Below are 23,166 nucleotides of genomic sequence, written 5' to 3' on the forward strand. Positions count from 1 at the left end.
TAGGTTATCTCTCACAATGGCCGTTGAACGCTCACACGTCGCCTGATCAACCTTGCGGTACGACGAAGACGCCGATGTCAGAGAGTCTGGACCAGGCATCTTTGACCAGGATCGGACGACGGAGCGCCAACTCCTTTCCTACGCATGCACCGACGAGATGAGCAGGTCGACAACCTTCATCTCGCCGGTCAAGCATGGTTCCACCGGGGTCAAGTGCCCGATACCGAAGCAGCCGTCATTGCAGCTTTCGTTTCCGTGTCGACCTTAAACCCCTTTACGGACAGATCGCGACCGAGGGTCTCGGGAAGCAAAAGAGAGGCGATAATGAAGACGGTCGCGGCGGGAAGGGCCACGGCCACCATACCGTTGAGCAGGCTTCCGCCGAAGTGGGCGGCCGCAAGAGGCACAATCACGGGCGAAATACTGCCAAGCCCCCGACCGCCCATATAGAACGACGACACCGCGGTTGCCCGTAGGTTGACCGGATAGAGCTCTGAGATCCAGACACCGGTCACGCCCAGAGCAACGTTGCCTATGCCGAAGACGATATAGAGCCAAAACATCGGCCACTCGATCTTCGATCCGGCGTAGAGCTGGCTGCCCCACACGGCCATACCGACCAAAGACCCGACCCAAAACAGCGCGGGTACAAGAGCTCCGAAGCGGCGGCCAGCCCTATCATTGAAGAAGCCATTCGCGAGATAACAGATGCCGCTGACTACGGAGAGCAACACGGCGGTCGTGCGAACGACATCACCAGGGGTGTGCATGTCCCGCAGCAACAGGGTCGGAATGAAGGAGACGATGCTGTAGTAGCAGAGCATGTAGCTCATCAGCCACACAAAGGCGATGACGGTCTGCCGTGCAAGCCCGTTGCGGAATAGATCTGCGAGGGGAAGTGTGCGGGCTTCTGCAGTGACTCGGCCGGCCTTCCGTTGAGCTTCATACTCTAGCCAGATCTTCGATTCAGGCATGAAGAAGCGGATAAAAATAATGAGCAGAATGGGTACGCCGCCAGTTAGCAAGCCGATTCGCCAGCTCCATTCGTCGCTAAACGTCGCAATCAGCCAGATGCCGACGATTGAAGCCGTGGAAGATGCGATCACTGCACAGCCTTGAAGGGCGGCCGCGCCAAAGCCGCGGCTGCTCTTTTTCCAAGCCTCGTTGAAGAGCACCATGCCAACGCCGTACTCGCCGCCAAGACCGATGCCGGTTATGAGCCGCAACAAGGCAAGAGACCAGAAATTCCACGCGAACGCCGAAATGATAGCGGCAACCGAGAACAATGCGATTGTCAGCTGAAGCGAGGTCTTTCGACCAAGTCGATCGCCAATGATGCCAAATAGCGCTCCGCCGATCGCCGATCCGAACAATGTAAGGGCTTGCAGCGAACCAACTTCCGTCAGCGAGAGCGACATCGACCGTTGAATTGCGGGCAAGAGAAACGGGAATATCAGAACGTCGTAGAAATCGAGTATGTAACCCAACATGGCTGAGAGCATGATCGAGTACCGCTGCCCCGCGGTATAGTCTTCCGAACTTGAGAAGGTTGTAGACATAGGATGTGTTTCCATTGAAAGGACCGGAGGTGATGGACGTTGCCGAAACGCTTGCCGCGTGATTGGGAGTCTCCAATGCGACTCCAGGCCGTCTGGCTTGATGCGCGAGGCTAGTGGCCGGGCGCTTTCAACTCTGGATAAGCAAATTCACCTCTATCGAGGATATGCAGATCGTCGAGCCAAAGGCTGCAGTCCCGAAGCGGGATGTCGAGATGACAAGGCGTGTCGTTCGTGCCTCCAAGCTCCGTATTCGGGCCTGTCGAGAACAGGACATTCCCGTAGAAGGAAAGGGCATTCATGATGTGTTCGGACGAGAGTTGCTGGGAGGCGGCAATGTGGTGCCAGGTGGCGCGTTCGTTCGAACCCCAGCCGATATGCGAGATCGCCCACCCGCGCGGATCGCCGAAACTGTCGATATAGTTTTTGATGAGGAGCGCGTCGGTACCCTCGCCCTTGAGGTCGACGATGTAACCATCCTTTACAGTGAGCGTGACCGGCGATTGGATGTAGCGCTTGAAGGCGCAGAGGATGTCGCCAGGCATCAGAACGACCGTGCCGTTGACATCGCCATCCGTGGCCTGCGTGAAAGCAAACCCAGATGGGAAGTGATCCCAACGCCCCGGCTCGTCCGTATAGCCGTATTCGGAAATGACCGGATATTGCTTCAGGCCATAGGTTACGTCTGTTCCGCCGGGCGATGTGATTCGCATTTTGCTGGCGGACTGCAGCAGACTTCGCGAGAGCTCAGTTCGACGACGCAGATCTTCTGTCGGGAACATCTTCTTGAGAATGTGGAACGGCTCCATCACCCGCAAAATGCGCGTGCCGGCTTCCTGTATTTCGGCTTGCTCGCGGGAGAACAGCAGACCCAGAAGATCGATCACCATATCCACGCGTTTGAGCGTATCGATCGCCGGCTGGTTGCCGGTGAGCGCATGGCGACCCTGCAGGCCGGCAACTTTGCTTTGACCGTATTTGGGGACGTTGAGATGAAAGGTTGTTGCGCCGAGGCTTTGCGCGGCCAACATGAACGTCTGGGCATATTCCGGTTGATCCTCGCCACCGCTCAAGACTGCGACGACTTCGCCCTCCTTCACTTTACATAGCGCAAGCTCGGCCTTGAACAGCTCAAGCATTTCAACATCAACGCGTTGTCGAGACATCTTTGCCGATCTCCTGTTTATCAAGGGTGGGTACACCGCCGTCCAACCGATCGCGGGGTCGCGTTAGAAGTTCTTGAACGATCGAAAGAAAGCCCTCCGTATCGTCGATCTGCATCTGATGACCCGCGCTTTCCAACGTCTTAACTACGATCGACGGCAGCAATCGGAGAATTTCCCTTTGATCTTCGGGTCGAATGACGTCGCCCCGTCCCGCGACGATGAGCGATGTGGGAACGCTGAGTTGGGCAAGGTCACGATGAATGTCATCGTGATGAAAGCCCTTGTGACCTTCGACGAGCGCGCGCTCGTCGCAGGTATGCATCCACTCCGCCCTGGTGCGGATGTGCTGCTCAGGCCACCGAGGCGCGGAAGGGCTTCGCAGCAATGCGTCGATCTCGCCAAGCTTTGCGCTATGAAGCAATTTGAGAAGGGGTTCGATCGGAATCGGGTAGGCCCGGCGTCCCGGACCAGAGACCGGTGGATCGATCAATATCAGCTGTTCAACAGACGATGGCCGCCAGCGTGCAGCACGTATTCCGATGCGGCCGCCCATTGAGTGGCCCATCAGTGTGTACGGACCAAGTCCGAGCGCTTCGGCGAACGAGACGAGATCGGATGCACACGCGTCGAGAGAGTAATTGAGGTGCGGGCCACTTTCGGACAGGCCGCGGCCGCGGACATCGAGCACGTATACGTCGTATCCGATGCACAAGCGCTCCGCGATGAAAGCCCATTGCGCCGCAGTGGTCGATATGCCCGGCACAATTACGATAGCGGGTCCCGTTCCGCCGAAACGCAGATAGTGCTGACGGATGCCGTTGGCGCGCACATGTGCCCCATACAAAAATCCGGATGCTGGGGCGCGGCTCACGTCAGCTGATCCTCTGTACGGAACTCCGACAGCGGACGAAGGCGCTCGATTGCCACTTCCGTCGGCACCACGTCTGCGTACTTGCTGGCGATATCAAACAGGTTGACAGCGTGTGACGTGGGCGAGCGGTCGTAGACCGCGTCGCTCGGCACAAGTGATTTGAAGTTCAGCGCGCACGCATCCACGACCGAAGCCCGCACGCAACCACTGGTCGTGCAACCTGTCACTACCAGCGAATCGACGCCGGCACCTATCAGATACGTCGCAAGCGGAGTACCGAAGAACGCGCTTGCTTGTGTCTTCGGCAGGAGCAACTCGCCGGGCTTCGGCGCCACCTCGCGGACGAAATCATAACCCTCGGGCGGGATCCGCATGATACCCGGGATCTTCGCCGAGAACGCGCCCCGATCCTGGTTCACCTTCCGCGCGACATGCGGGAAGATCACCGGCCAGTTCTTCTCGCGAAATAATCGCGTCAATTCGGCGATATGTGCGATGGCATGCCAACCGGCTTCGCCGCAGCTGGTGGGATATTGCTTGATCGCCTCGCGGATCGGCATCGGCCTGTCGCCGACCGAGCGGTACTGCACATCGATGACTAGAAGTGCAGGTCGTTTGCCAAATCCAGCCGCACCACCCAGCCCTGCGAGCGCATACGTCTCGCGCTCTTCCAGAGGCAGTACATCATCCCACGGCTGCTTTACGGCAGTCATTGCTCGCTCCAGTTATGTTCATCGGCGGAGTGAAGAGGAATGGTGGTCGCATCGTACTGGTAGATCCAGTCGTAGCGTGCGGCTGTTGCTTCCGATGACCACTGCGTCTTGATGTAGTCACCCGCCGTCTCCGGCTTGCACAACGCTTTGTTATGGAAGATCGGCAGCATGCCGGCCGCCGACTTCACGACCTTGCTAGTGCGATCGAGCCGGAGACCCTGATATGTCTCGAATACCGCCGCGACGTCGTCAGGATTCTCATCGAAGCAACGGGCGAGGACTGATGCATCCTCCAGCGCCATGTTCACGCCCTGCCCGAGGTACGGCAGCATCGAATGACAGGCGTCACCGAGCAGGGTAACGCGCCCCTTCGACCACGTAGCCAGCGACGGCCGCACGAACAGGCCCCATTTATTCAGGGTATCGACGTTCTTGACCAAGTCGACGATGTCCGGATGCCAACCTTCGAAGTCCTTTAGGCATTCCTCGACCGAACCACTCTCCGACCACGATTCGAGAAGCCAATCGTTATGGTCGACCTGGCCCGAAAAGGTCATCATCACCGTGTTCTGCCAGCGGACCGGGTAGGCCGTGACATGCGCGGTGGGCCCAATCCATGTTGCCACCTCGGGTTCGCGCTGATGCGGTGCAAGGCGGTCGACCGGCACGAGGCCACGCCAGGCGATAGCCTTGGTGTAATGGCTCTCGACATCGCCAATGAGGCCAAGACGGACCTTTGAGTGAGCACCGTCGGCGCCGATCAGCGCGCGCCCCTCGACTTCGGAGCCGTCTCCGAGCTTGGCCTGAACCCTTTCGTCGTCCTGACTAAACCCGACAACGTGGGCGTTCAGATGAATAGCGCCCGGCTTCAACTGGCGCACGCCGTCAACGAGAATCTTTAGCAGGTGAGCGCGGAGCAGCAGATAGGGCTGATTACGCGCTGCGTCGGAGTTGCGATTGTAGAGGGGCCACCGGTCGCCGGTGTTCCAGAGCCTGATTGAGCGTCGCTCGGCGGCAATGCAGTTCTGCTCTACCTGCTCGGTGAGGCCAAGGTCCCTGAGAACACGCACTCCGTTCATGGAGACCCAAAGGCCAGCTCCCACCTCGCGCAGCTCGGACGCTTGCTCGAATACGTCACAATCGATGCCGCGACGAAGCAGCGACAGCGCCATCGCCAAGCCACCAATGCCTGCGCCGGCAATGAGGACGCTTGATTTACTGACCTTTGCAATGCTCATGATATCTCCAAACGAAAATTGCGCTGTCGCGCGGCGGGTAAGGCGGCGTCCTCGGAAACCTGCTCGGCGGCAAGGCTCTTTACGGCCTCGAAAATCTTGATGTATCCGGTACAACGGCAAAGATTGCCGTGCAGGTAGTGGCGAATTTCCTCGTCGGTCGGATGCGGATTCGCCTTAAGCAGCGCGGTGACCGCCATGATGAAGCCGGGCGTGCAGAAGCCGCATTGAAGGCCGCCGTGGAGCACGAACGCTTTCTGGATCCGCGAGAGGCCATTGGGTGGCGTGACGCCCTCGATGGTCGTGATCTCCTTCCCATCGACATCGACGGCGAGCGTCGTGCAGCTCGAAATCGGGTCGCCATCGAGGAGCATGGTGCAGGCGCCGCACACTTCCATATCGCAGGACCGCTTGGTGCCCTTCAGGCCGATGCGATCTCGGATGAGATCAATCAACAGCGTATGGGCGGGAATCTCCATCTCGACCGGCTGTCCGTTCAACGAGAACGAAATAGGCTGCACATTCGTCATTTGGCGCGCCCCCGCATCGCGACCGCCTCTTCGGCGTTTCGCAGCAGCAGAACGCCTGCTAAATGCCGCTTGTAGTCCGCACTGCCGTGCCGGTCCTCATTGACGTCGAGCTCGTCCAACGCCTCCGCAAGCACGGACTGGATCGCCCTGTGCGCGTCATGGACGGGCAGTCCCTTCAGCACGCCTTCGACAGCTTTCAGGGGCTGCGGCCTCGATCCGAGGGCGCCAACGCGCACACGCGCGGATTTGATCGAATGAGCACCGGCCTCCATCGACCAGGCCATTCCGACATTTACGGAGGGCCGTTCGCCATGCTTGAACCGGCGATAGGTAACGGGGCCGGTTGGACGCGGAAACACGATGACCATCATCAATTCGTCCGGTTCGCGCACCGTTTCCAGCTCGCTGCGGATGAAATCATCGGCGTGAACAGAGCGGGTGCCGTTCGGACCTTGAAGCACCAGCCGCGCATCCAGCGCCCCGAGCATCGTTGGCGGATCCGCATGCGGCTCGCCGAAGCACAGATTGCCGCCGATTGTTCCGACGCTGCGGACCCGGACGTTCGCCACGTTGGCACAGAGCGAAGCCAGCGCCGGCACGTGTTCGCGAATGACGGAATCGCCCGCGATCTTCTTGTGCGTACACCGGGAGCCGATTTCCAGCTCGTTCGCATCGTTCAGGACGATGCGGTCGAGACCGGGGATTCCCTTGATGTCGACAAGCCGCTCGGTATGGATGACACGCATCTTCATCGCCAGCAGCAATTCGGTGCCGCCGGAATAGAACATGCCGTCGCCCTCCTGCCCGACTGCACTGACGGCGTCGGCGATGGTGGATGCCCTCTCAAATTCGAAGGGTGTCGGCAGCATGATCAGGTGGCGCCCAGAAGGCTCTTGAGCCGCGTCTCGAATTCCTCGAAATTCTGGTCAACGCGGCGTTTGATGACGCCGAGCCCCATGGTCGCCAGGCGTCCCTGGATGTCGACCTTCGCGTCGACGGTCAGCTTGGAGCCCGAGTCTTCCGGGATCACGCTGACGTCCAGGATGACCGCGAGCCTGGTCCCGGTGAATTTGTCGCGGCCCGTGGCACGAGTGCGGACGTGAGACGGCTCCGTCACCGACTCGACAAGGATCTCGGCCGGCACTTCGACCTTGAAAGGACCGATCTTCTGCTTGACCGTCGCCTTGTAGGATTCCAGCCGCGCGATCTCTTCGACGTTCTCGCATCCGGGAATGCAGGACGAGATGCTGGGCACGTCGATCAACGTCTTCCAGAGATCCTCTGGACTCGCCGGCACCACCATTGACATATTGAATTCCATCAATTCACTTTCTCTTCTGCAAGGCGCGCCATACCTTTTCGGGCGTCATCGGGAGATCGGTAATTCGGATGCCGTAGGCCGAGAACAGCGCATTGGCGATCGCCGGCGCGACGGGCAGGATTGCTCCTTCACCCATTCCTTTGGCGCCGCCCGGGCCCGGCCCGTCGCCATTCTCGACCAGGATGGTGTCGAACACCGGCGGCACGTCCGAAATGCGCGGGATCGTGTAGTCGATCGGCGTCGCGTTGACGGGCTGACCGTCCTCGAATTCCAGCTGTTCGTAGAGCGCGTGTCCGAAGCCCATGGCGGCGGCGCCCTCGTCCTGCCCTTCGGCGGCGACGCGATCGATCACGCGCCCGACGTCGGCGGCGCTCGCGTAGCGAGGCACGTGAATCTCGCCGGTGTCCTCATCGACGACGATTTCCGCGAGGCCAGCGGACGTTTCCCAGAACAGCGGTGACTCGGCCAGCGCACCTTTCTTCGAGCGCGGTGTGATCGCGCCACGCCCGACGACCTCCCCGGAGTCGACGCCCAGCGTGCGGTGGAAAATCTGATGGAAGGTCAGAACCTCGGACCCGGTAGAGACGCCACCGTCAACGAGCGACAGACTCTCTTTGGGCAGCTCCCAGACATCCACAACCATGTCGAGGATCTGATCGGCGGCATCGAGCGCCGCGTTCTCGACGGACAGGCCAACCACGACGGTCGATCGGCTCGCGCCCGTGCCCCAGTCGTAAGGGGCGACGGCCGTATCGGTGCGCAACGTGCTGACTGCGGAAAACGGCTGCTTCAGCGTCTGCGCGGCGATCCGGGCCATGGTTGCATGCGCGCCCTGGCCGACTTCGATGCTGGAGACCGAAACCAGGATCGATCCATCGATCTTGAGACGGACGATCGCGTTGGCGATCGGCGTGTTCGCCGGATCGGTCGCGGCGACCGCCATTCCGCGAGACCGCCGGTTCGAAGCTTGCGACTCCGATGCGAACGACTGGGTCACACGGCCCATCAGCTCACTCATGTCCATGTCGAGCGCACGCAGATCGGGCCGCGTGCGCTCGCCACGGGCCGCGAGGTTCTTCAACCGGAACTCGGCCGGATCCATGCCGATGGCCGCAGCGACATTGTCCATATGGGATTCTTTGGCCCAGACAGCCTGCGGCCCGCCGATTGAACGGAAGGCGGCACCGGGCACGGTATTGGTGTAAACGGCCGAGGCCTCGAGGCGCAGGTTCGGCACCGCATAGGGGCCGATGATGCGATTGGCTGATTTGGTAGCGACAGCCGAGCCCGTGTCGGAATAGGCGCCGCCATCGAGTAGCAGTTTGGCGCTCTTGGCGAGGATTCGCCCCTTTGCGTCCACGGCCGTGCGAATCGTGACCTCGGCCCCTAGCCTTCGGCAGGTCAGCATCGAATCGGAAATGGATTGGGCCACGCGGACAGGGCGCTGCACCTTCCACGAAGCTCCCGCAACCAGCGGCTCGATCTTCACCGAGGCCTTGCCGCCGAAGCCACCGCCGACGAAAGGGACGATCACGCGGACCTTGGCCAACTGCAGACCGAACAGGCGCGACAGCACCTTTTGAACCGCGGTCGGCGTCTGCGCACCGGCCCAGACCGTGAGGGAATCGCCCTTGAAGTCCGCGATGACCGTGTGCGGCTCCATCGCAAAGTGAGAGATGGCTGGAAACGTGAAGTGATCCTCATGAACGTAGGCGGCGGCCGCCTCGGCGGCGTCGACGTCGCCGACATTGTTGCGGTAGGTGTGGAAGATGTTGCTGCCTTGCGTCGGCTTGGCGCCACCCTTGAAATAGAAGTCCTGAAGATTTTCGTGGTGTTCGTGGATCAGCGGCGCGCCGTCCGCCATGGCTTTCTGTATAGTCGCTGCCCGCGGAAGCTCCTCGTAACCGACATCGACCAGCTCGGCGGCATTCTCCGCGATCTCAATCGTCTCCGCGATCACGATGGCAACCGGCTCGCCTACATAGCGCACGCGGTCGACGGCGATGATCGGCCGGTCTTTGAGCACGACGCCCCAGCAGCCGAACGAGGCGACATCCTCGCCGATAAGCACGTCCACGACGCCGTCCATCGAACGGGCGGCGCTCGTGTCGATCGAAACGATGCGGGCATGAACGGCCGGCGAGCGAACCACAAAGCCGTGCAGCATATCCGGGACCGTTAGGTCGGTGATGTATTCGGCGCGCCCAGTGACCTTCTCGATCAGGTCGGGTCGAACGGAACTCATGTTGTAAGTTGCCGACATCCGTGAAACCGATGGTACCTGTGGTGCCTCCCTAGGCGATCTGCGGACATTATGACAGTTATTACTCGTATGCAAGCGCTGTGCTCGTGCACATCTAATATGGTGTGCCCTGCGCCGTAACTTGAGGGCAGCGCTCCGACAAACGGCTTGCGGCCAAATGTTGACCGCCGCACGGGTTTCAGTTCTCAAGGCTGTAGATTTCGGGCACCCAGACGACCGAGGGGCCGGAAAAAGGGCAGCTAGTGCCGGATCACCTCAGCCCGGCGGTGGGACGATAAAGCCGGTCTCCGACCAACAAAGATGGATTCCTGAGTTCAACGAATGTAGACAAATGATCGGCGCCGAGGACTCCGGAACCGATCAGTCAAACTTTTCTCAAATGAGTTGTGGCAACGTACCGCAAGGGGACGAAAGTCGTGCAAACGAAAACGAAGCGGCGCTCCGTGGAAAAGCCGAAAGAAGCTGTACTGTCATACAGGCTGGATGACGCACCGGGCTTCTTGTTGCGCGTCGCGCTCCGTACTCACACGGCCATTTTTGCCGCGAAGATGATTGAAGAATTAACGGCGCCCCAATTCTCAACGCTGGCGAAATTGAGGGAGGTCGGACCTTGTTCTCAAAACCATTTGGGACGCCTGATACACTACGACTCAGCCACCATTACCGGCGTTATTAGTCGTCTCAAATTACGCGGCCTTATAAAGAGTTCCGAGGATCCTTTAGATCCACGACGGCGGGAGATCGATTTAACCGACAAGGGCAGACGAGTAGCGGACACCGCAATCGAAGCTGTCGGTGAGATTTCAAGCGAGACGTTCGCTCCCTTGACCCGGGAAGAATTTCGAACACTTACCGAAATCCTCAAGAAAATCATACGCCGCTGAGCCGGTTCCGGTCCACATTTGTGATCGTCGATGAGCCGAATTCGTGGTCAATCGTATCAGCGGACTAAGACAAAATGACCCCGCGATTGAGCCTGCACACCTGCGACGAAAGGGCGGTGATCGAAGCGCACAAGGGGTTCCACAATGACGACATTCATTTCGATCTAGCTAATCTCACCGTGCGGACCGCGTTGGTCATCGCCGGGCGAGGGAGGTCATCGGACCGGAAGACGAGAAGGAGATCCGCAGACTACTTCCATCCATCGGGATGCGGTGGCTGGAGACTGCGGGCCATCAGATGCAGATCGACGATACGGATGGCTTCCTGTGGATCATCAACGCTCTGTTGAAACCGCGCTTCTAGGCTTCCGCAAGCACTATGTCTGAGTTGAGCGGTGATCCGCAGTGAGAAAGACCATCCGGCCGGCTGCGAGCGCTGTGTGCTGAGGATTGAGCACCGACGCGTCGACGGTCGCCAAATTACGTCCGTAGTGAAAAACTCTGGCTTCGACAGTCAGTGCGGCTTCAAAGGCTGGCCGCAGAAAATCCACGCGCATGTCGACCGTCTGAGCTGGCCGCCCGAGCAAGGTCGCCACGGCGTAAGACCCCGCGGTGTCCAACAGCGTCGCAAGAATGCCGCCGTGAAGGAAGCGATGGTCCGGATTCGAAATGAATTCCTCGCGCCACGGAGCAGACAATATGATCTGGCCGGCCGCGGCGGACACGACTGAGAGCTGCATCCAGGCGGCCATGTGATTGCGAGAAAGTCGTGCCTGGAGTTGATCCAGAGACATCTCCATCTGTCTGTCCGTCGTCAAGGAGCTGGCCTGTTGTTTCTGTTCGAGGAAGGATGCCGGCAACGGCTATCTGCGGATCACTTTTTTCAGCAACATCGTCAGCGCCGCGTGCTCCGCCGCCGAAAGAAGCGAGAACGTCTCCCGTGAAATTTCCCTGATCGCCGCGATGGCGTCGGCTGCCACCGTCCGGCCTAAGTCAGTCAGGTCGATCGCCATGCGGCGGCGATCGAGGGGGTCGACGATGCTTTCGATGAAGCCCCGGGTCTTCAATCGATTGATCACCCCGGTGATGGTCGCGGAATCATAGTGGATGAGGCGGCCAAGATGGTTTTGCGAGCAAGGTCCAACCTCGAGCAGTTTCGCGAGAGTCGAGAATTGCGGCGCGGTCAGACTCTCGATCATCTTTGCCGTGAGGAACGCAGTATGCGTTTTCAAGGCCACGCGTAGCAAAAATCCCGGCTGGTCGTCGAGTACGTAACGCTCTGGCTCGTCCGCGGCAGTCACGGGTTGGATCATTTTTTGAGCAGTCTGTGTCACGCGGTGCCTTCAGTCTTGAGCGGCTTTGCGTCCTCTGAACAGAGGGCGTCAGCCAAAACCAGTATCGACGAGGGCTCGGGATGAAGCCTTCGCAGTCTTCCGCAAGTCTCGTGGGAGCCATAGCGGCCGCAGCGGGCAAGCCACGGCAGTGCCATATGGATCAGCGTATGCCCGCCGGCACGAACCAAGCACATTGGCTGACAGCCAGTGCATTCAGGACGATACACCGTGAATGCACTTGCTTGCAAGGTGTATGCTCGCGAACAAGTTTAGCGCTTGCATACGAGTGATTGGCAAAATATCGTCCGACGTAATGTCTGGAGAGGTAACTCAATTGGCACCCTTGGGAGGCCTAACGCGCGTTGTTCGCAAGCTCGCCCGGATGGACACATCGCTGTCCGTCGCTCTTTCTCAGCGGCGGCGATCTGTCGATCTTCGTGAGCCGGCCGATCAGCGCGACATTGTCCGCATTGTGTGTCGTGGCGGTCGTTGGCCCAACCGTTGCCACGCTGTGGCGAAGAAGAGCTGCTGTTACAAAACAGGCTTAGCGCGACATTCCCATTTCCATCACTCGGCATTGCCGGGGTGACGCTCCACGGAGAACATCAGTGCAATATGCAGGCGAGAAATTCTATCCAGAAGATGTCCGCTGGGACGAACCGATCGAAGTCGGTCTGGTGCCGGCGTTGCTGGAGGAATCGGCGCGCAAATTCGGCGATCGCGCGGCGATTGAATTTCGCGATCGTCAGATCAGCTATCGGGAACTGAACGCAAAGGTCGCACAGGCTGCGGCCGCTTATCTGCGGGACGGCCTCGCACGCGACACTACCATCGGGCTCTTTCTCGGCAACACGCCCGATCATCCGATCAACTTCTTCGGCGCGCTCAAGGCCGGCGCGCGCATTGTGCATCTCAGTCCGCTCGACGGCGAGATCACGCTGAAGCACAAGCTGACCGATAGCGGCGCCCGTCTGGTCGTGACCAGCAACCTGTCGTCGATTTTTCCCCGAGCGCTCGAATTTCTCGAGGCCGGCATCATCGACCGCATCATCGTCTGCGAAGATGAGGCATGGGGCGAGGCGAAGAATAAGCTGGCGTCCTACGACAAGCGGCCTGCGATCGTCACCTATGCCGAATTCATCGCTGAGGCTCAGCTCCCCGTGATCTGGCCGGCCGTCGAACTGGACGACGTGGCGCTGCTTCAATATACCGGGGGGACGACCGGTCTGCCGAAAGGTGCGATGCTTACGCATCGCAATCTGACCGCGGCGGTCTCGATCCGGGAAGTCTGGACGCGATCATTCCGGGCAAAGCGGAATGTTGCTGAGCGCGTCATCTGTGCGCTTCCACTGTTCCATATCTATGCCTTGACGCTCATCCTGATGAAGCGGCTGCGTTACGGCGATCTGATTTCCCTGCATCAGCGTTTCGATCTCGAGGAGATCATGCGGGATATCGAGGTCAAGCGTGCGACGGTGTTTCCGGGCGTGCCGACCATGTGGATCGCCATCATTAGCCTGCCCGATCTGGACCGCCGCGATCTGTCGTCGCTGGCCTATTGCGGTTCCGGCGGGGCGCCGCTTCCGGTCGAGGTGGCCGCGATCTTCGAGCGTAAGACCGGCCTCCGGCTGCGGAGCGGCTGGGGCATGACGGAAACCGCGTCACCCGGCACGACACATCCGTCGAACGGGCCAGACAGGCCCGGCTCGATCGGGCTGATGCTGCCGGGCATCGAGATCGACATCGTGGCGCATGACGACCCGCATCGAGTCTTGTCCATCGGCGAGGTCGGCGAATTGCGCATCCGTGGGCCGAACGTAACGCGTGGCTACTGGAACCGGGACGAAGGGCGATCCGAATGGTTCATCGGCGATCGCTTCCTCACCGGCGACATCGGCTACATGGATGCGGATGGCTGGTTCTATCTCGTCGATCGCAAGAAGGATCTCATCATCTCGGGTGGGTTCAACGTCTATCCGCAGTTGATCGAACAGGCGATCTACACCCACCCCGACGTCAAGGAGGTGCTGGTCATCGGCATTCCCGATGAATATCGCGGAGAGGCTGCCAAGGCCTATATCACGCTTCGGCCGGACGCTGCGCGCTTCAGCATCGACGACCTGCGCGCCTTCCTGACCGGCAAGATCGGCAAGCACGAATTGCCGGCGGCGCTCGAGTTCATCGACGAGCTGCCCCGCACCAATGTCGGCAAGCTGTCTCGGCAAGCGCTGCGCGATCAACTCTCATCTCGTTCTGCTTAAACTGGGAATCGTTCCATGGCTGATGCTGTTATCGTATCCACTGCGCGTACCCCGATCGGGAGGGCCTATCGCGGCGCGCTCAACAATACCGATGGTGCCACCCTGCTGGGTGAGGCCATCAAGGCGGCAGTGGCGCGGGCCGAGGTCGATCCTGGCAACATCGAAGACGTTGTCATGGGAGCGGCAATGCAGCAGGGCACGACCGGCGGCAATATCGCCCGCAAGGCGCTGTTGCGCGCAGGCCTGCCGGTCTCGGTGTCGGGCACGACGGTCGATCGCCTGTGTGCATCAGGACTGCAGGCTATCGCCATCGCCGCACGATCGGTGATCCATGACGGTGTCCAGATCGCAGTCGGGGGTGGCGGCCAATCGATCAGCCTGGTGCAGAACGAGCATGCCAATACCTATCGTGCCGTCGATCCCGTGCTGATGGAGATGAAGCCTGACGTCTATATGCCGATGCTCGACACCGCCGAGGTGGTCGCAAAACGTTATGTGATCTCGCGAGATCGGCAGGACGAATATTCCTTCGACAGCCAAATGCGGACCGCATCGGCCCAGACGAGCAGAAAGTTCGACGACGAGATCGTGCCGCTGTCGGTCACGATGTCGATTACCAACAAAGAGACAAAGGAAACCAGCCTGAAGGACGTCACGCTCGTTCAGGATGAGGGACCTCGTCCGGATACGACGCAGGAAGGGCTCGCCAGGCTGAAGCCTGTGCGCGACGGCGGCAGCATCACGGCCGGCAATGCCAGCCAACTCTCGGACGGCGCGAGCGCGATGGTGATCATGAGCGACAAGGAGGCCGCCAAGCGTGGCTTGAAGCCGCTCGGCATTTTCCGCGGCTTCGTGTCGGCCGGCTGCGAGCCAAACGAAATGGGGATTGGTCCGATTTATGCCGTGCCGCGGCTCCTCGCGCGTCACGGTCTGCGCATCGACGACATCGACTTGTGGGAGTTGAATGAAGCCTTTGCCGTTCAGGTACTTTACTGCCGGGACAAGCTCGGAATTGATCCTGCCAGGCTGAACGTCAACGGCGGCGCCATTTCCATGGGCCATCCTTATGGCATGAGCGGCGCGCGGCTGGCCGGTCATCTTCTCATCGAGGGACGTCGCCGCAAGATCAGATATGGCGTCGCCACCATGTGCGTCGGTGGCGGCATGGGAACCGCCGGCCTGTTCGAGATCATCCACTGATCCGAGCGCTGAGAAAATCGCGGCGGAGCGAGGCCCGGTCATCAGGACCGGGCTCCCATGCTTGCGCCTGTTGAGATTTGTTCTGATGGGAGACTTGAATTGAGCGACGCCGTCAAACTCGCGCTGGTCGATCATTGCGGGGCGATCATCATCGATGCGCCACCCGTGAACGCTCTGAGCGCGGCCGTGCGCCGCGGCATCTTCGAGAGCGTTCGGGCCGCGAATGCGGATACCGCGGTTCGGGCCATTGTGATCGCCTGCGCCGGCCGCACCTTCATTGCCGGTGCGGATATCACCGAATTCGGCAAACCGCCGCAGCCGCCGGCCCTCAACGAGGTGATCACGGCCATCGAAAGCTCCAGCAAGCCGGTGATCGCGGCGATCCACGGCACTGCGCTTGGCGGCGGCATTGAACTGACGCTCGGCTGTCACTTCCGCGTTGCGGTCAAGGACGCCAAGCTCGGCTTGCCCGAGGTCAAACTCGGCCTGCTGCCCGGCGCCGGCGGAACGCAACGCCTGTCGCGGGCGGTCGGCCCGGAGTTCGGCGTCAAGATGATCGTTACCGGCGAGCCGATCGGCGCGCCCGAAGCGCTCGACCATGGCCTGATCGACGAGATCGTCGAAGGCCCGGCGGCGGACGGTGCGATCGCATTCGCGAAGAAGGTCGTGGCGGAACAGCGCCCGCTGCGGCTGCTGCGCAATGACGATTCCAAGCTCGTGGCCGCCAAGGCTGATCGTTCACTTTTTACCGCCGCTGCTGCGGCCGCCACCAGGAAGAACCGTGGCATGAATGCGCCGCTGGCCTGCGCTGAGGCGGTGAGCTGGACGCTGGACACGCCGTTCGACGAGGCGCTGAAGAAGGAGCGCGAGGCCTTCTTGAAGCTGGTCGCCGACGATCAGTCGAAGGCACAGCGCCATGCCTTCTTCGCTGAGCGGGAAGCGGTCAAGGTTCGAGACGTTCCGGACGGCGTGAAGCCGCGTCCGGTCGGGCGCGTCGCCATCATCGGCGCCGGCACCATGGGCGGTGGCATCGCCATGTCCTTCGCCAATTCCGGCATTCCGGTGACTCTAATCGAGACCGGGGAAGAACAGCTGACGCGCGGCCTCGGCATGATGCAAAAGAACTGGGACGCCACGGCGGCGCGCGGCGGTATCCCGGCGGATGAACCGACGAAGCGGATGGCGCTGATCGACGGCAAGGTCGGCATCGAGAACGTAGGGGATGCCGACCTCGTCATTGAGGCCGTGTTCGAGACGATGGCGATCAAGAAAGAGGTCTTCACCGCCATCGACGCCCATGCCAGGCCCGGCGCGGTGCTGGCCACCAACACCTCCTATCTCGACATCAACGAGATCGCTGCGGTCACCAGCCGGCCGCAGGACGTGCTGGGCATGCACTTCTTCTCCCCGGCCAATATCATGAAGCTGTGCGAGGTCGTGCGCGCCAAACAGACCGCGTCCGATGCGCTGCTGACCGCAACGATGCTGGCCAAGCGCATCCGCAAGACGCCGGTCGTGGTCGGCGTCTGCCATGGCTTCGTCGGCAACCGCATGCTGGCCGTCCGCGGCCTGCAGGGAGAGGCCCTGCTCAAGAGCGGCGCGCTTCCGGAACAGGTAGACGCGGTGCTGACGCGGTTCGGCTTTTCTATGGGGCCGTTCGCCATGGGCGATCTTGCAGGTCTCGATATCGGCTGGCGTTCGCGTCAGGACCGAGGCATTCGCTGGGACATTGCCGATGCCATCTGCGAGGCCGGCCGCCTCGGGCAGAAGACCTCCAAGGGCTATTACCGATACGAGCCCGGGTCGCGTGCGCCGATTCCGGACCCGGAGGTCGAACAATTGATCGACGGGACGTGTAAGCGGCTCGGCCTGACCCGTCGCGCCATCGGCGATCAAGAAATTCTGGAGCGCATGATCTATCCGATGATCAATGAAGGCGCGCGCATCCTCGAAGAGAAGATCGCCGCGCGTCCCGGCGACATCGATGTGATCTGGCTGCACGGCTATGGCTGGCCGATCCATCGCGGCGGGCCAATGTTCTATGCGGATCTCGTTGGCCTCAAGACCATCGTCGAACGCCTCGAATTCTATGCACGGAGCCTGAACGAGCCGGCGTTAAGGCCGACCGCTCTGCTCGCGCGCCTCGCAGGCGAAGGCGCATCCTTTGCCTCGCTCAACACTGCGACAAACCCCGGTTGACGGGATTCCAGCCGGCGAAATGAAGAGGCCGCTACACGCTCTGTTTGCTCGCGCCGGTCGACGCGCGAGCTATCGCGCTGCAGTAAATGCTGTGCTGAACAATAAGTGACACTGATCTGATTAAATCTTTATCACTCGTAGGCGAGCATTAAGCTTGTGCACGAGCGAGTTACGAATTAGCGTTCTGCGAAATGTCAATCGGTCGTAACTCGGGGATTTAAGAACATGAAGAAGCTTCTCGCTGTTTTTCTCCTGACCGTTTCTGCCTGCGGCGTAGTTGAAAGCGCCGCAGCTGCGGAAAAGATCAACGTCCTGCTTCCGCAGCGAAATGCGAATGAGGCAATCGCACCGTTCATCGCTGCGAAATATCTCGGTTACCTCGGCAACGAAGGGCTCGATGTTGACTACATCCTGGTGGCGGGATCGAACGAGGTCGCAATCCAGGTTGCTACGGGCAACGCTCCGATCGGTTGGGCAAGCCCCGCGCAGGCCGTGATCGGCATGCAGGAAGGCGCACCTGCGCCCCTGGACCTGCGCTATTTCTCCAGTGTCGAATATCGCAACATCTGGTCGATCTCGGTACCTGCGGACAGCCCCATCAAATCCGTAGCGGAACTCAAGGGCAAGCGCATCGGCGTAACGGCGCTCGGCAGCGCCGGCATGAACTACGGAAAGGCCTATCTGCGGGCCGCCGGCCTCAATCCCGATCGCGACATCACCTTCATTCCGATCGGTGCAGGCGGGCAGGCGATCACCGCGATGAAGCAGAAGATGGTTGATGCCATCGTGTTCTGGGAGACTGCCAACGTCACCTTCGACATCGCCGGGTCGCCAGTCAGGCAACTGCCGATCGACAAGAAGCTCGCATTTCTGCCGGACGTGTCGCTGCTCGCCACAAACGACACGATCAAGAACAATCCCAAGCTCCTGATTCGCTTTGGCCGCGCATTAGCGAAAGGTCTGGACTTTTGTCTCGCCAATCGTCCCGCCTGCGTGCTGATGACGTGGAAGGTTTATCCCGAGAGCAAGCCCACGGAAGGCAGTTCTGAGCAGAAGCTTGAACGTGGTCTGAAGATGATTGCGACCTTGGACAGTTGGATAGATGATCAACTGGGCGACAAACGAGGCGAATTCATCGAATCCCGCTGGAGTGATCTCAGTGACTTCCTTCTTCAGGGCGGCCAGATCACCAAGCCGGTTCCCGCGTCGCGGATGTATACGGGCGAGTTCATCGGCGGGATCAACAACTACGATCGCGCAGCGATCGTGAAGCAGGCGAAAGAATTCGACCTGAAGTCGCTGCAGTGACCAGCCGTTCGATCAAAGATTCGGGGCCTGAAAGAAACTTGCAGCGCCAATATTCAATTAACAAGATTCCTTCATGCTGACTTCCTCCTCAAGTACATCCGATGAGCCGGGACAGCACCGGGGTCGAACGTTCATCACGATCGAGAATGTCGAAAAGAAATTCTCGACGCATTCCGGTGACGTCGTGACGGCATTGGCCAAGGTCAACCTCGACATCAGGGAGAACGAGTTCGTCTCGGTCGTCGGGCCAAGTGGCTGCGGCAAGACAACGCTGCTGCGCATATTGGCGGGTCTGTCGTCTGTCACGTCCGGCGTGGTCAAGTTCGACGGCGATAGTCTTCGCGGTCCACGATCCGATGTCGGCATCGTCTTTCAGCAGGCGCTTCTGCTGCCCTGGAATACGGTGCTCGACAATGTCCTGCTGTCGCCTCACCTCAAGAACGATCGTTCCGAGGCGACGAGGCACCGGGCCGAAGGGCTGCTCGCGTTTATGGGCCTTGCTGACTTCGCCAAAAAATATCCGTTCGAATTGTCGGGCGGCATGCAGCAGCGCGTTGCGATCTGCCGCGCGCTGATGCGCGAGCCGAAGGTCCTGCTGATGGACGAGCCGTTCGGCGCGCTCGATGCCATGACGCGCGAATCGCTCAATGTCGAACTGATGCGTGTCTGCTCCGAGGAGAAGAAGACGGTTCTCTTCATCACGCACAGCATTCCCGAGGCAGTTCTGCTCGGAGACCGCGTGGTCGTCATGTCGCCTCGGCCCGGCCGAATCTCCGAGATCATCGACGTCGACATCGCACGGCCGCGAAGACTGAAGACAATGGCAAACAGGCGATTCGGTGAAATCTGCGACCAGATCCGGACCATTTTCGGTTCCGACGCTCCGATGGTGACCGCGCTATGAAGAACGCACGTCTGAATCTGATGTCCCCCAGCTATCAGGTGTTTGGCCTCGCGGTCGTCCTGCTCGCGGTCTGGGAAGGCATCTGCCGCTACGGCCACGTCTCGCCGCTGGTGCTGCCGGCGCCCGGCGGCATTGTGGTTCGCTTGTACGGAATGTTCGCCGAAGGATCGGTGTGGCCGCATCTCATGGTCACCCTGACCGAAGTTCTGATCGGGTTTGGCGTCGGCATCGCGTCAGGGCTCGTGGTGGGGGCGCTGGTGTCGCTGGTGCCGGCGGTCGAGAAGCTCGTGTATCCCTACCTCGTGGCGTTGCAGACGATCCCGAAAGTGGCGGTCGCGCCGCTTCTGGTCATCTGGTTTGGATACGGTCTGACCTCGAAAGTCGTCATCACCGCCTTGATCTGCTTCTTCCCGATCCTTGTGAGCGTGATCTCCGGTTTTCATTCCACCGATCGGGATCAATTGGACATGATGAGGGCCTACGGAGCAACGACGCTGCAGACCTTGGTGCGCCTGCGGATTCCATCCGCGTTGGTGCTGATCTTCGCCGGCCTTGAGATCGCCTCAGTGCTGTCGGTGATCGGCACCATCGTCGGGGAGTTCGTCGGCGCGCAGGCGGGCCTCGGTTACCTGATCATGACCTATAATTTCAATCTGGACATCACCGGCGTATTCGCCGTTCTGATCGTCCTTTCGGCGATCGGTATGACGCTGCACAGCATCACGCGCTTCGCGGGCCGGCGATACATCTTCTGGATCCGGCGAGAGCCAATGGCGGTGATGCCGCACTAAGACTGTCATCGCGCATCGAAAAGAGGCGCGGAGCCTCGCTCCCGCTTCGCCGAGATGGGGCAAGTGTGGCGATGCGGACAAATATTTTTTTGCTTAATCTGGAGTCGTTTCACGATGGACTTGAACTTCACTCCCGAGGAAGTCACGTTTCGCGACGAAGTGCGTGCCTTCTTCAGGGACAATGTCGATCCTGCGGTGCGCCGGAAGCTGTTAGAAACCCGGCACATCACAAAGGATGAGCAGGTGAGCTGGCAGCGAACGCTCAATAAAAAGGGCTGGGGCGTACCGCATTGGCCGGTGGAATATGGCGGCACCGGCTGGGATGCGGTGAAGCAGTATATCTTCCTCGAGGAGCTGCAGAAATATCCCGCGCCGGTGCCGCTGCCGTTCGGCGTCAAAATGGTCGGCCCCGTCATCTACACGTTTGGAAGCGAGGCGCAGAAGAAGCATTATCTGCCGCGCATCGCCAACATGGATGACTGGTGGTGCCAGGGTTTTTCCGAGCCCGGGGCCGGCTCGGACCTGGCTTCGCTGAAGACTTCGGCAAACAAGAAGGGCGACAGCTATATCGTCAACGGCCAGAAGACCTGGACCACGCTGGCGCAGCATGCCGACTGGATCTTCTGCCTTTGCCGCACCGATCCCGGCGCCAAGAAGCAGTCGGGCATTTCCTTCATCCTCATCGACATGAAGGCGAAGGGCATTACCGTACGCCCGATCCAGATGATTGATGGTGGGGTAGAGATCAACGAGGTCTTCTTCGATGACGTGGTGGTGCCAGCCGGGAACCTCGTCGGCGAGGAGAACAAGGGCTGGGACTATGCCAAATTCCTGCTCGGCCACGAACGCGTCAACATCGCCCGCGTCGGCATCTCCAAGGCGCGGATCGGCCGCATCAAGGAGCTGGCGTCCCAGACCATGGCCGGCGGCAGACCACTGATCGAGGATCCCTTGTTCCGGCAAAAGCTCGCCTCCACCGAGGTCGAACTGAAGGCGCTGGAACTGACGCAGATGCGGGTGGTCGCTGCCGAGGGCAAGCATGGCAAGGGCAAGCCCGATCCGGCCTCGTCGATCCTGAAGATCAAGGGCTCGGAAATCCAGCAGACGTTGACCGAGTTGCTGCTCGAGGTCACCGGTCCGTTCGCGCTGCCATTCGGGCGAGACAATGCGCGCAACACAAATGACGACTGGGCGTCGCCGATCGCGCCGACCTATTTCAACTACCGCAAGGTGTCGATCTATGGGGGCTCCAACGAGATCCAGCGCAACATCATCGCGAAAGCGGTCTTGGGACTGTGATCTGCCGAAACGGCCTCATTGCGAGGAGCGCAGCGACGAAGGGTTCCAGAGGCCTCGATCGAGGCCTGGATTGATTCGGCGCAAGAGCGCCTCGCAATGAAGGCGACTTCGAACATTCACCACGCGCGTCGCGCGCGATCCGAGAGAAAAGAAAATGGATTTTGATCTTTCCGAGGAGCAGCGCCTCCTCAAGGACAGCATCGACGGGCTGCTGAAATCGTCTTACGATTTCGAGGCCCGCAAGAAATATCGCGCCGAGAAGGGTGGTTACAGCAAAGCGATCTGGGGCAAGTTCGCCGAACAGGGCCTGCTCGGCCTGCCTTTCTCGGAGGATGACGACGGCTTCGGCGCCGGCCCGATCGAGACCATGATCGTGATGGAGGCGCTCGGTCGGAATCTGGTGATCGAGCCTTATCTCGACACGGTGGTGCTCGGCGGCGGTTTCCTACGCCGTGGGTCAAGCGAGCAGCGCGCAGCCCATCTCCCGGGGATCATTGACGGCTCCAAGACCTTGGCATTCGCCCAGCTGGAGCGCGACTCGCGCTATGATCTCGGCGATGTCACCACATCTGCGAAGAAGAGCGGCTCGGGTTATGTGCTCAACGGCGAGAAATTTGTCGCCGGTCATGGCGACACCGCCGGCACCATTATCGTCACCGCCCGCACCGCGGGCGGCCAGCGTGACGTTAAGGGCGTCGGTGTGTTCGTGGTGCCCGCAAATGCCAAGGGCGTCGATACGCGCGGCTACGAGACTCAGGACGGCAGCCGCGCTGCCGATATCAAACTCAGCAATGTCGAGGTTGGCGCCGACGCGGTGATCGGCCATGCTGAGGCCGGTCTATCCATTGTCAACCAGGTAGTCGACGACGCCCGCATCGCGCTGTGCGCCGAGGCGGTCGGCGCGATGGAGGAGGCTCTCAAGATCTCCGTCGAATATATCAAGGAGCGCAAGCAGTTCGGTGTCGCCATTGGCTCGTTCCAGGCCCTGCAGCACCGCGCCGCCGACATGTTCACCGCGCTGGAGACCGCGCGCAGCATGTCTTACCTGGCCTCGATGGCGTCGAGCTTCACTGATCTTGACGAGCGCGCCAAGACTGTCGCGGCCGCCAAGGTGCAGATCGGCCGCTCCGCGCGCTTCATAGGCCAGAGCGGTGTTCATCTGCATGGTGGCATTGGGGTTACCATGGAATATCGCATCGGCCATTACTTCAAGCGGCTGACTATGATCGATCACCAGTTCGGTGACACCGATTTCCATCTGGCCCGCATCGCCGCGATGGGCGGGGTCGTCGGGTGATTCATGCCGCCCGTGGCGCCAATGTGAGTCATGG

The 23,166-nt window shown here is 60.4% G+C and carries 20 protein-coding genes; 9 read left to right on the plus strand and 11 right to left on the minus strand.

The annotated features are described in order from the left end of the window. Nucleotides 1–209: 209 nt before the first annotated feature. The 9 genes from BLV09_RS15730 to BLV09_RS15770 form a co-directional block, all read right to left on the minus strand. Nucleotides 210–1,559 carry an MFS transporter gene (locus BLV09_RS15730; RefSeq protein ID WP_146687980.1) on the minus strand — a complete coding sequence of 450 codons (1,350 nt, stop codon included), beginning with the start codon at nucleotides 1,557–1,559 and terminating at the stop codon, nucleotides 210–212. A gap of 110 nt (nucleotides 1,560–1,669) precedes the next feature. Then, on the minus strand, nucleotides 1,670–2,722 hold the full coding sequence (locus tag BLV09_RS15735; protein ID WP_100383360.1) for a leucyl aminopeptidase: 1,053 nt from the start codon (nucleotides 2,720–2,722) through the stop codon (nucleotides 1,670–1,672). Continuing rightward, nucleotides 2,703–3,593 (minus strand): alpha/beta fold hydrolase, encoded by an 891-nt coding sequence (locus BLV09_RS15740; RefSeq protein ID WP_146687981.1) that lies wholly within the window; start codon nucleotides 3,591–3,593, stop codon nucleotides 2,703–2,705. Before BLV09_RS15740 ends, BLV09_RS15735 begins: the two co-directional genes overlap by 20 nt. After that, a complete protein-coding gene (locus BLV09_RS15745; protein ID WP_100383362.1) occupies nucleotides 3,590–4,306 on the minus strand; it encodes an isochorismatase family protein in 717 nt (238 codons plus the stop codon). The genes BLV09_RS15740 and BLV09_RS15745 overlap by 4 nt, the downstream gene beginning before the upstream one ends. Next, the gene (locus BLV09_RS15750; RefSeq protein ID WP_100383363.1) at nucleotides 4,303–5,544 is read right to left on the minus strand and encodes an FAD-dependent monooxygenase; all 1,242 of its coding nucleotides are present in this window, start codon (nucleotides 5,542–5,544) and stop codon (nucleotides 4,303–4,305) included. The genes BLV09_RS15745 and BLV09_RS15750 overlap by 4 nt, the downstream gene beginning before the upstream one ends. Next, on the minus strand, nucleotides 5,541–6,071 hold the full coding sequence (locus tag BLV09_RS15755) for a (2Fe-2S)-binding protein (protein ID WP_100383364.1): 531 nt from the start codon (nucleotides 6,069–6,071) through the stop codon (nucleotides 5,541–5,543). The genes BLV09_RS15750 and BLV09_RS15755 overlap by 4 nt, the downstream gene beginning before the upstream one ends. Next, the gene (locus tag BLV09_RS15760) at nucleotides 6,068–6,940 is read right to left on the minus strand and encodes an FAD binding domain-containing protein (protein ID WP_146687982.1); all 873 of its coding nucleotides are present in this window, start codon (nucleotides 6,938–6,940) and stop codon (nucleotides 6,068–6,070) included. The genes BLV09_RS15755 and BLV09_RS15760 overlap by 4 nt, the downstream gene beginning before the upstream one ends. Before the next feature lie 2 nt (nucleotides 6,941–6,942). Continuing rightward, a complete protein-coding gene (locus BLV09_RS15765; RefSeq protein ID WP_146687983.1) occupies nucleotides 6,943–7,392 on the minus strand; it encodes a CoxG family protein in 450 nt (149 codons plus the stop codon). A gap of 4 nt (nucleotides 7,393–7,396) precedes the next feature. Next, nucleotides 7,397–9,637: a xanthine dehydrogenase family protein molybdopterin-binding subunit gene (locus BLV09_RS15770; protein WP_244549106.1), complete on the minus strand. Its 2,241-nt coding sequence runs from the start codon at nucleotides 9,635–9,637 to the stop codon at nucleotides 7,397–7,399. Nucleotides 9,638–10,071: 434 nt separating this feature from the next. On the opposite strand from BLV09_RS15770, the gene BLV09_RS15775 reads away from it, so the two are divergent. Next, nucleotides 10,072–10,539 (plus strand): MarR family winged helix-turn-helix transcriptional regulator, encoded by a 468-nt coding sequence (locus tag BLV09_RS15775; RefSeq protein WP_146687985.1) that lies wholly within the window; start codon nucleotides 10,072–10,074, stop codon nucleotides 10,537–10,539. A gap of 377 nt (nucleotides 10,540–10,916) precedes the next feature. Here BLV09_RS15775 and BLV09_RS15785 read toward each other — a convergent pair whose 3' ends face one another. Then, entirely contained in the window at nucleotides 10,917–11,399 is a 483-nt protein-coding gene (locus BLV09_RS15785; protein ID WP_146687986.1) for a PaaI family thioesterase, read from the minus strand. Nucleotides 11,400–11,402: 3 nt separating this feature from the next. Beyond that, nucleotides 11,403–11,852, minus strand: coding sequence for a MarR family winged helix-turn-helix transcriptional regulator (locus BLV09_RS15790; protein ID WP_100383369.1), 450 nt, complete (start codon nucleotides 11,850–11,852; stop codon nucleotides 11,403–11,405). 629 nt (nucleotides 11,853–12,481) lie between these two features. On the opposite strand from BLV09_RS15790, the gene pimA reads away from it, so the two are divergent. The 8 genes from pimA to BLV09_RS15830 all read left to right on the plus strand — a co-directional run bounded on the left by pimA (nucleotide 12,482) and on the right by BLV09_RS15830 (nucleotide 23,132). After that, a complete protein-coding gene (gene pimA, locus BLV09_RS15795; protein ID WP_146687987.1) occupies nucleotides 12,482–14,134 on the plus strand; it encodes a dicarboxylate--CoA ligase PimA in 1,653 nt (550 codons plus the stop codon). 15 nt (nucleotides 14,135–14,149) lie between these two features. Beyond that, complete coding sequence (locus BLV09_RS15800) at nucleotides 14,150–15,334, plus strand: acetyl-CoA C-acyltransferase (RefSeq protein WP_146687988.1); 1,185 nt, start codon at nucleotides 14,150–14,152, stop codon at nucleotides 15,332–15,334. A 99-nt stretch (nucleotides 15,335–15,433) separates the two neighbouring features. Continuing rightward, complete coding sequence (locus tag BLV09_RS15805) at nucleotides 15,434–17,533, plus strand: 3-hydroxyacyl-CoA dehydrogenase NAD-binding domain-containing protein (RefSeq protein WP_244549107.1); 2,100 nt, start codon at nucleotides 15,434–15,436, stop codon at nucleotides 17,531–17,533. A 225-nt stretch (nucleotides 17,534–17,758) separates the two neighbouring features. Next, nucleotides 17,759–18,841 carry an ABC transporter substrate-binding protein gene (locus tag BLV09_RS15810; protein WP_146687990.1) on the plus strand — a complete coding sequence of 361 codons (1,083 nt, stop codon included), beginning with the start codon at nucleotides 17,759–17,761 and terminating at the stop codon, nucleotides 18,839–18,841. A 73-nt stretch (nucleotides 18,842–18,914) separates the two neighbouring features. Then, nucleotides 18,915–19,745 (plus strand): ABC transporter ATP-binding protein, encoded by an 831-nt coding sequence (locus BLV09_RS15815; protein ID WP_146687991.1) that lies wholly within the window; start codon nucleotides 18,915–18,917, stop codon nucleotides 19,743–19,745. Further along, entirely contained in the window at nucleotides 19,742–20,536 is a 795-nt protein-coding gene (locus tag BLV09_RS15820) for an ABC transporter permease (protein WP_146687992.1), read from the plus strand. The genes BLV09_RS15815 and BLV09_RS15820 overlap by 4 nt, the downstream gene beginning before the upstream one ends. Before the next feature lie 114 nt (nucleotides 20,537–20,650). After that, a complete protein-coding gene (pimC, locus tag BLV09_RS15825) occupies nucleotides 20,651–21,835 on the plus strand; it encodes a pimeloyl-CoA dehydrogenase large subunit (RefSeq protein ID WP_146687993.1) in 1,185 nt (394 codons plus the stop codon). Between the two features lie 154 nt (nucleotides 21,836–21,989). Then, entirely contained in the window at nucleotides 21,990–23,132 is a 1,143-nt protein-coding gene (locus BLV09_RS15830) for an acyl-CoA dehydrogenase family protein (protein WP_146687994.1), read from the plus strand. The last annotated feature ends 34 nt before the right edge of the window (nucleotides 23,133–23,166 follow it).

It is taken from the genome of Bradyrhizobium canariense (assembly GCF_900105125.1).
GTDB lineage: Bacteria > Pseudomonadota > Alphaproteobacteria > Rhizobiales > Xanthobacteraceae > Bradyrhizobium > Bradyrhizobium canariense_A.

Coding starts and splice junctions, on each gene's coding strand:
- BLV09_RS15730 (WP_146687980.1), bottom strand. CDS start 1,559: ATGTCTACAACCTTCTCAAGTTCGGAAGACTATACCGCGGGGCAGCGG.
- BLV09_RS15810 (WP_146687990.1), top strand. CDS start 17,759: ATGAAGAAGCTTCTCGCTGTTTTTCTCCTGACCGTTTCTGCCTGCGGC.
- BLV09_RS15815 (WP_146687991.1), top strand. CDS start 18,915: ATGCTGACTTCCTCCTCAAGTACATCCGATGAGCCGGGACAGCACCGG.
- BLV09_RS15800 (WP_146687988.1), top strand. CDS start 14,150: ATGGCTGATGCTGTTATCGTATCCACTGCGCGTACCCCGATCGGGAGG.
- BLV09_RS15760 (WP_146687982.1), bottom strand. CDS start 6,940: ATGCTGCCGACACCCTTCGAATTTGAGAGGGCATCCACCATCGCCGAC.
- BLV09_RS15830 (WP_146687994.1), top strand. CDS start 21,990: ATGGATTTTGATCTTTCCGAGGAGCAGCGCCTCCTCAAGGACAGCATC.
- BLV09_RS15735 (WP_100383360.1), bottom strand. CDS start 2,722: ATGTCTCGACAACGCGTTGATGTTGAAATGCTTGAGCTGTTCAAGGCC.
- BLV09_RS15770 (WP_244549106.1), bottom strand. CDS start 9,637: ATGAGTTCCGTTCGACCCGACCTGATCGAGAAGGTCACTGGGCGCGCC.
- BLV09_RS15750 (WP_100383363.1), bottom strand. CDS start 5,544: ATGAGCATTGCAAAGGTCAGTAAATCAAGCGTCCTCATTGCCGGCGCA.
- BLV09_RS15745 (WP_100383362.1), bottom strand. CDS start 4,306: ATGACTGCCGTAAAGCAGCCGTGGGATGATGTACTGCCTCTGGAAGAG.
- BLV09_RS15820 (WP_146687992.1), top strand. CDS start 19,742: ATGAAGAACGCACGTCTGAATCTGATGTCCCCCAGCTATCAGGTGTTT.
- pimC (WP_146687993.1), top strand. CDS start 20,651: ATGGACTTGAACTTCACTCCCGAGGAAGTCACGTTTCGCGACGAAGTG.
- BLV09_RS15765 (WP_146687983.1), bottom strand. CDS start 7,392: ATGGAATTCAATATGTCAATGGTGGTGCCGGCGAGTCCAGAGGATCTC.
- BLV09_RS15755 (WP_100383364.1), bottom strand. CDS start 6,071: ATGACGAATGTGCAGCCTATTTCGTTCTCGTTGAACGGACAGCCGGTC.
- BLV09_RS15790 (WP_100383369.1), bottom strand. CDS start 11,852: ATGATCCAACCCGTGACTGCCGCGGACGAGCCAGAGCGTTACGTACTC.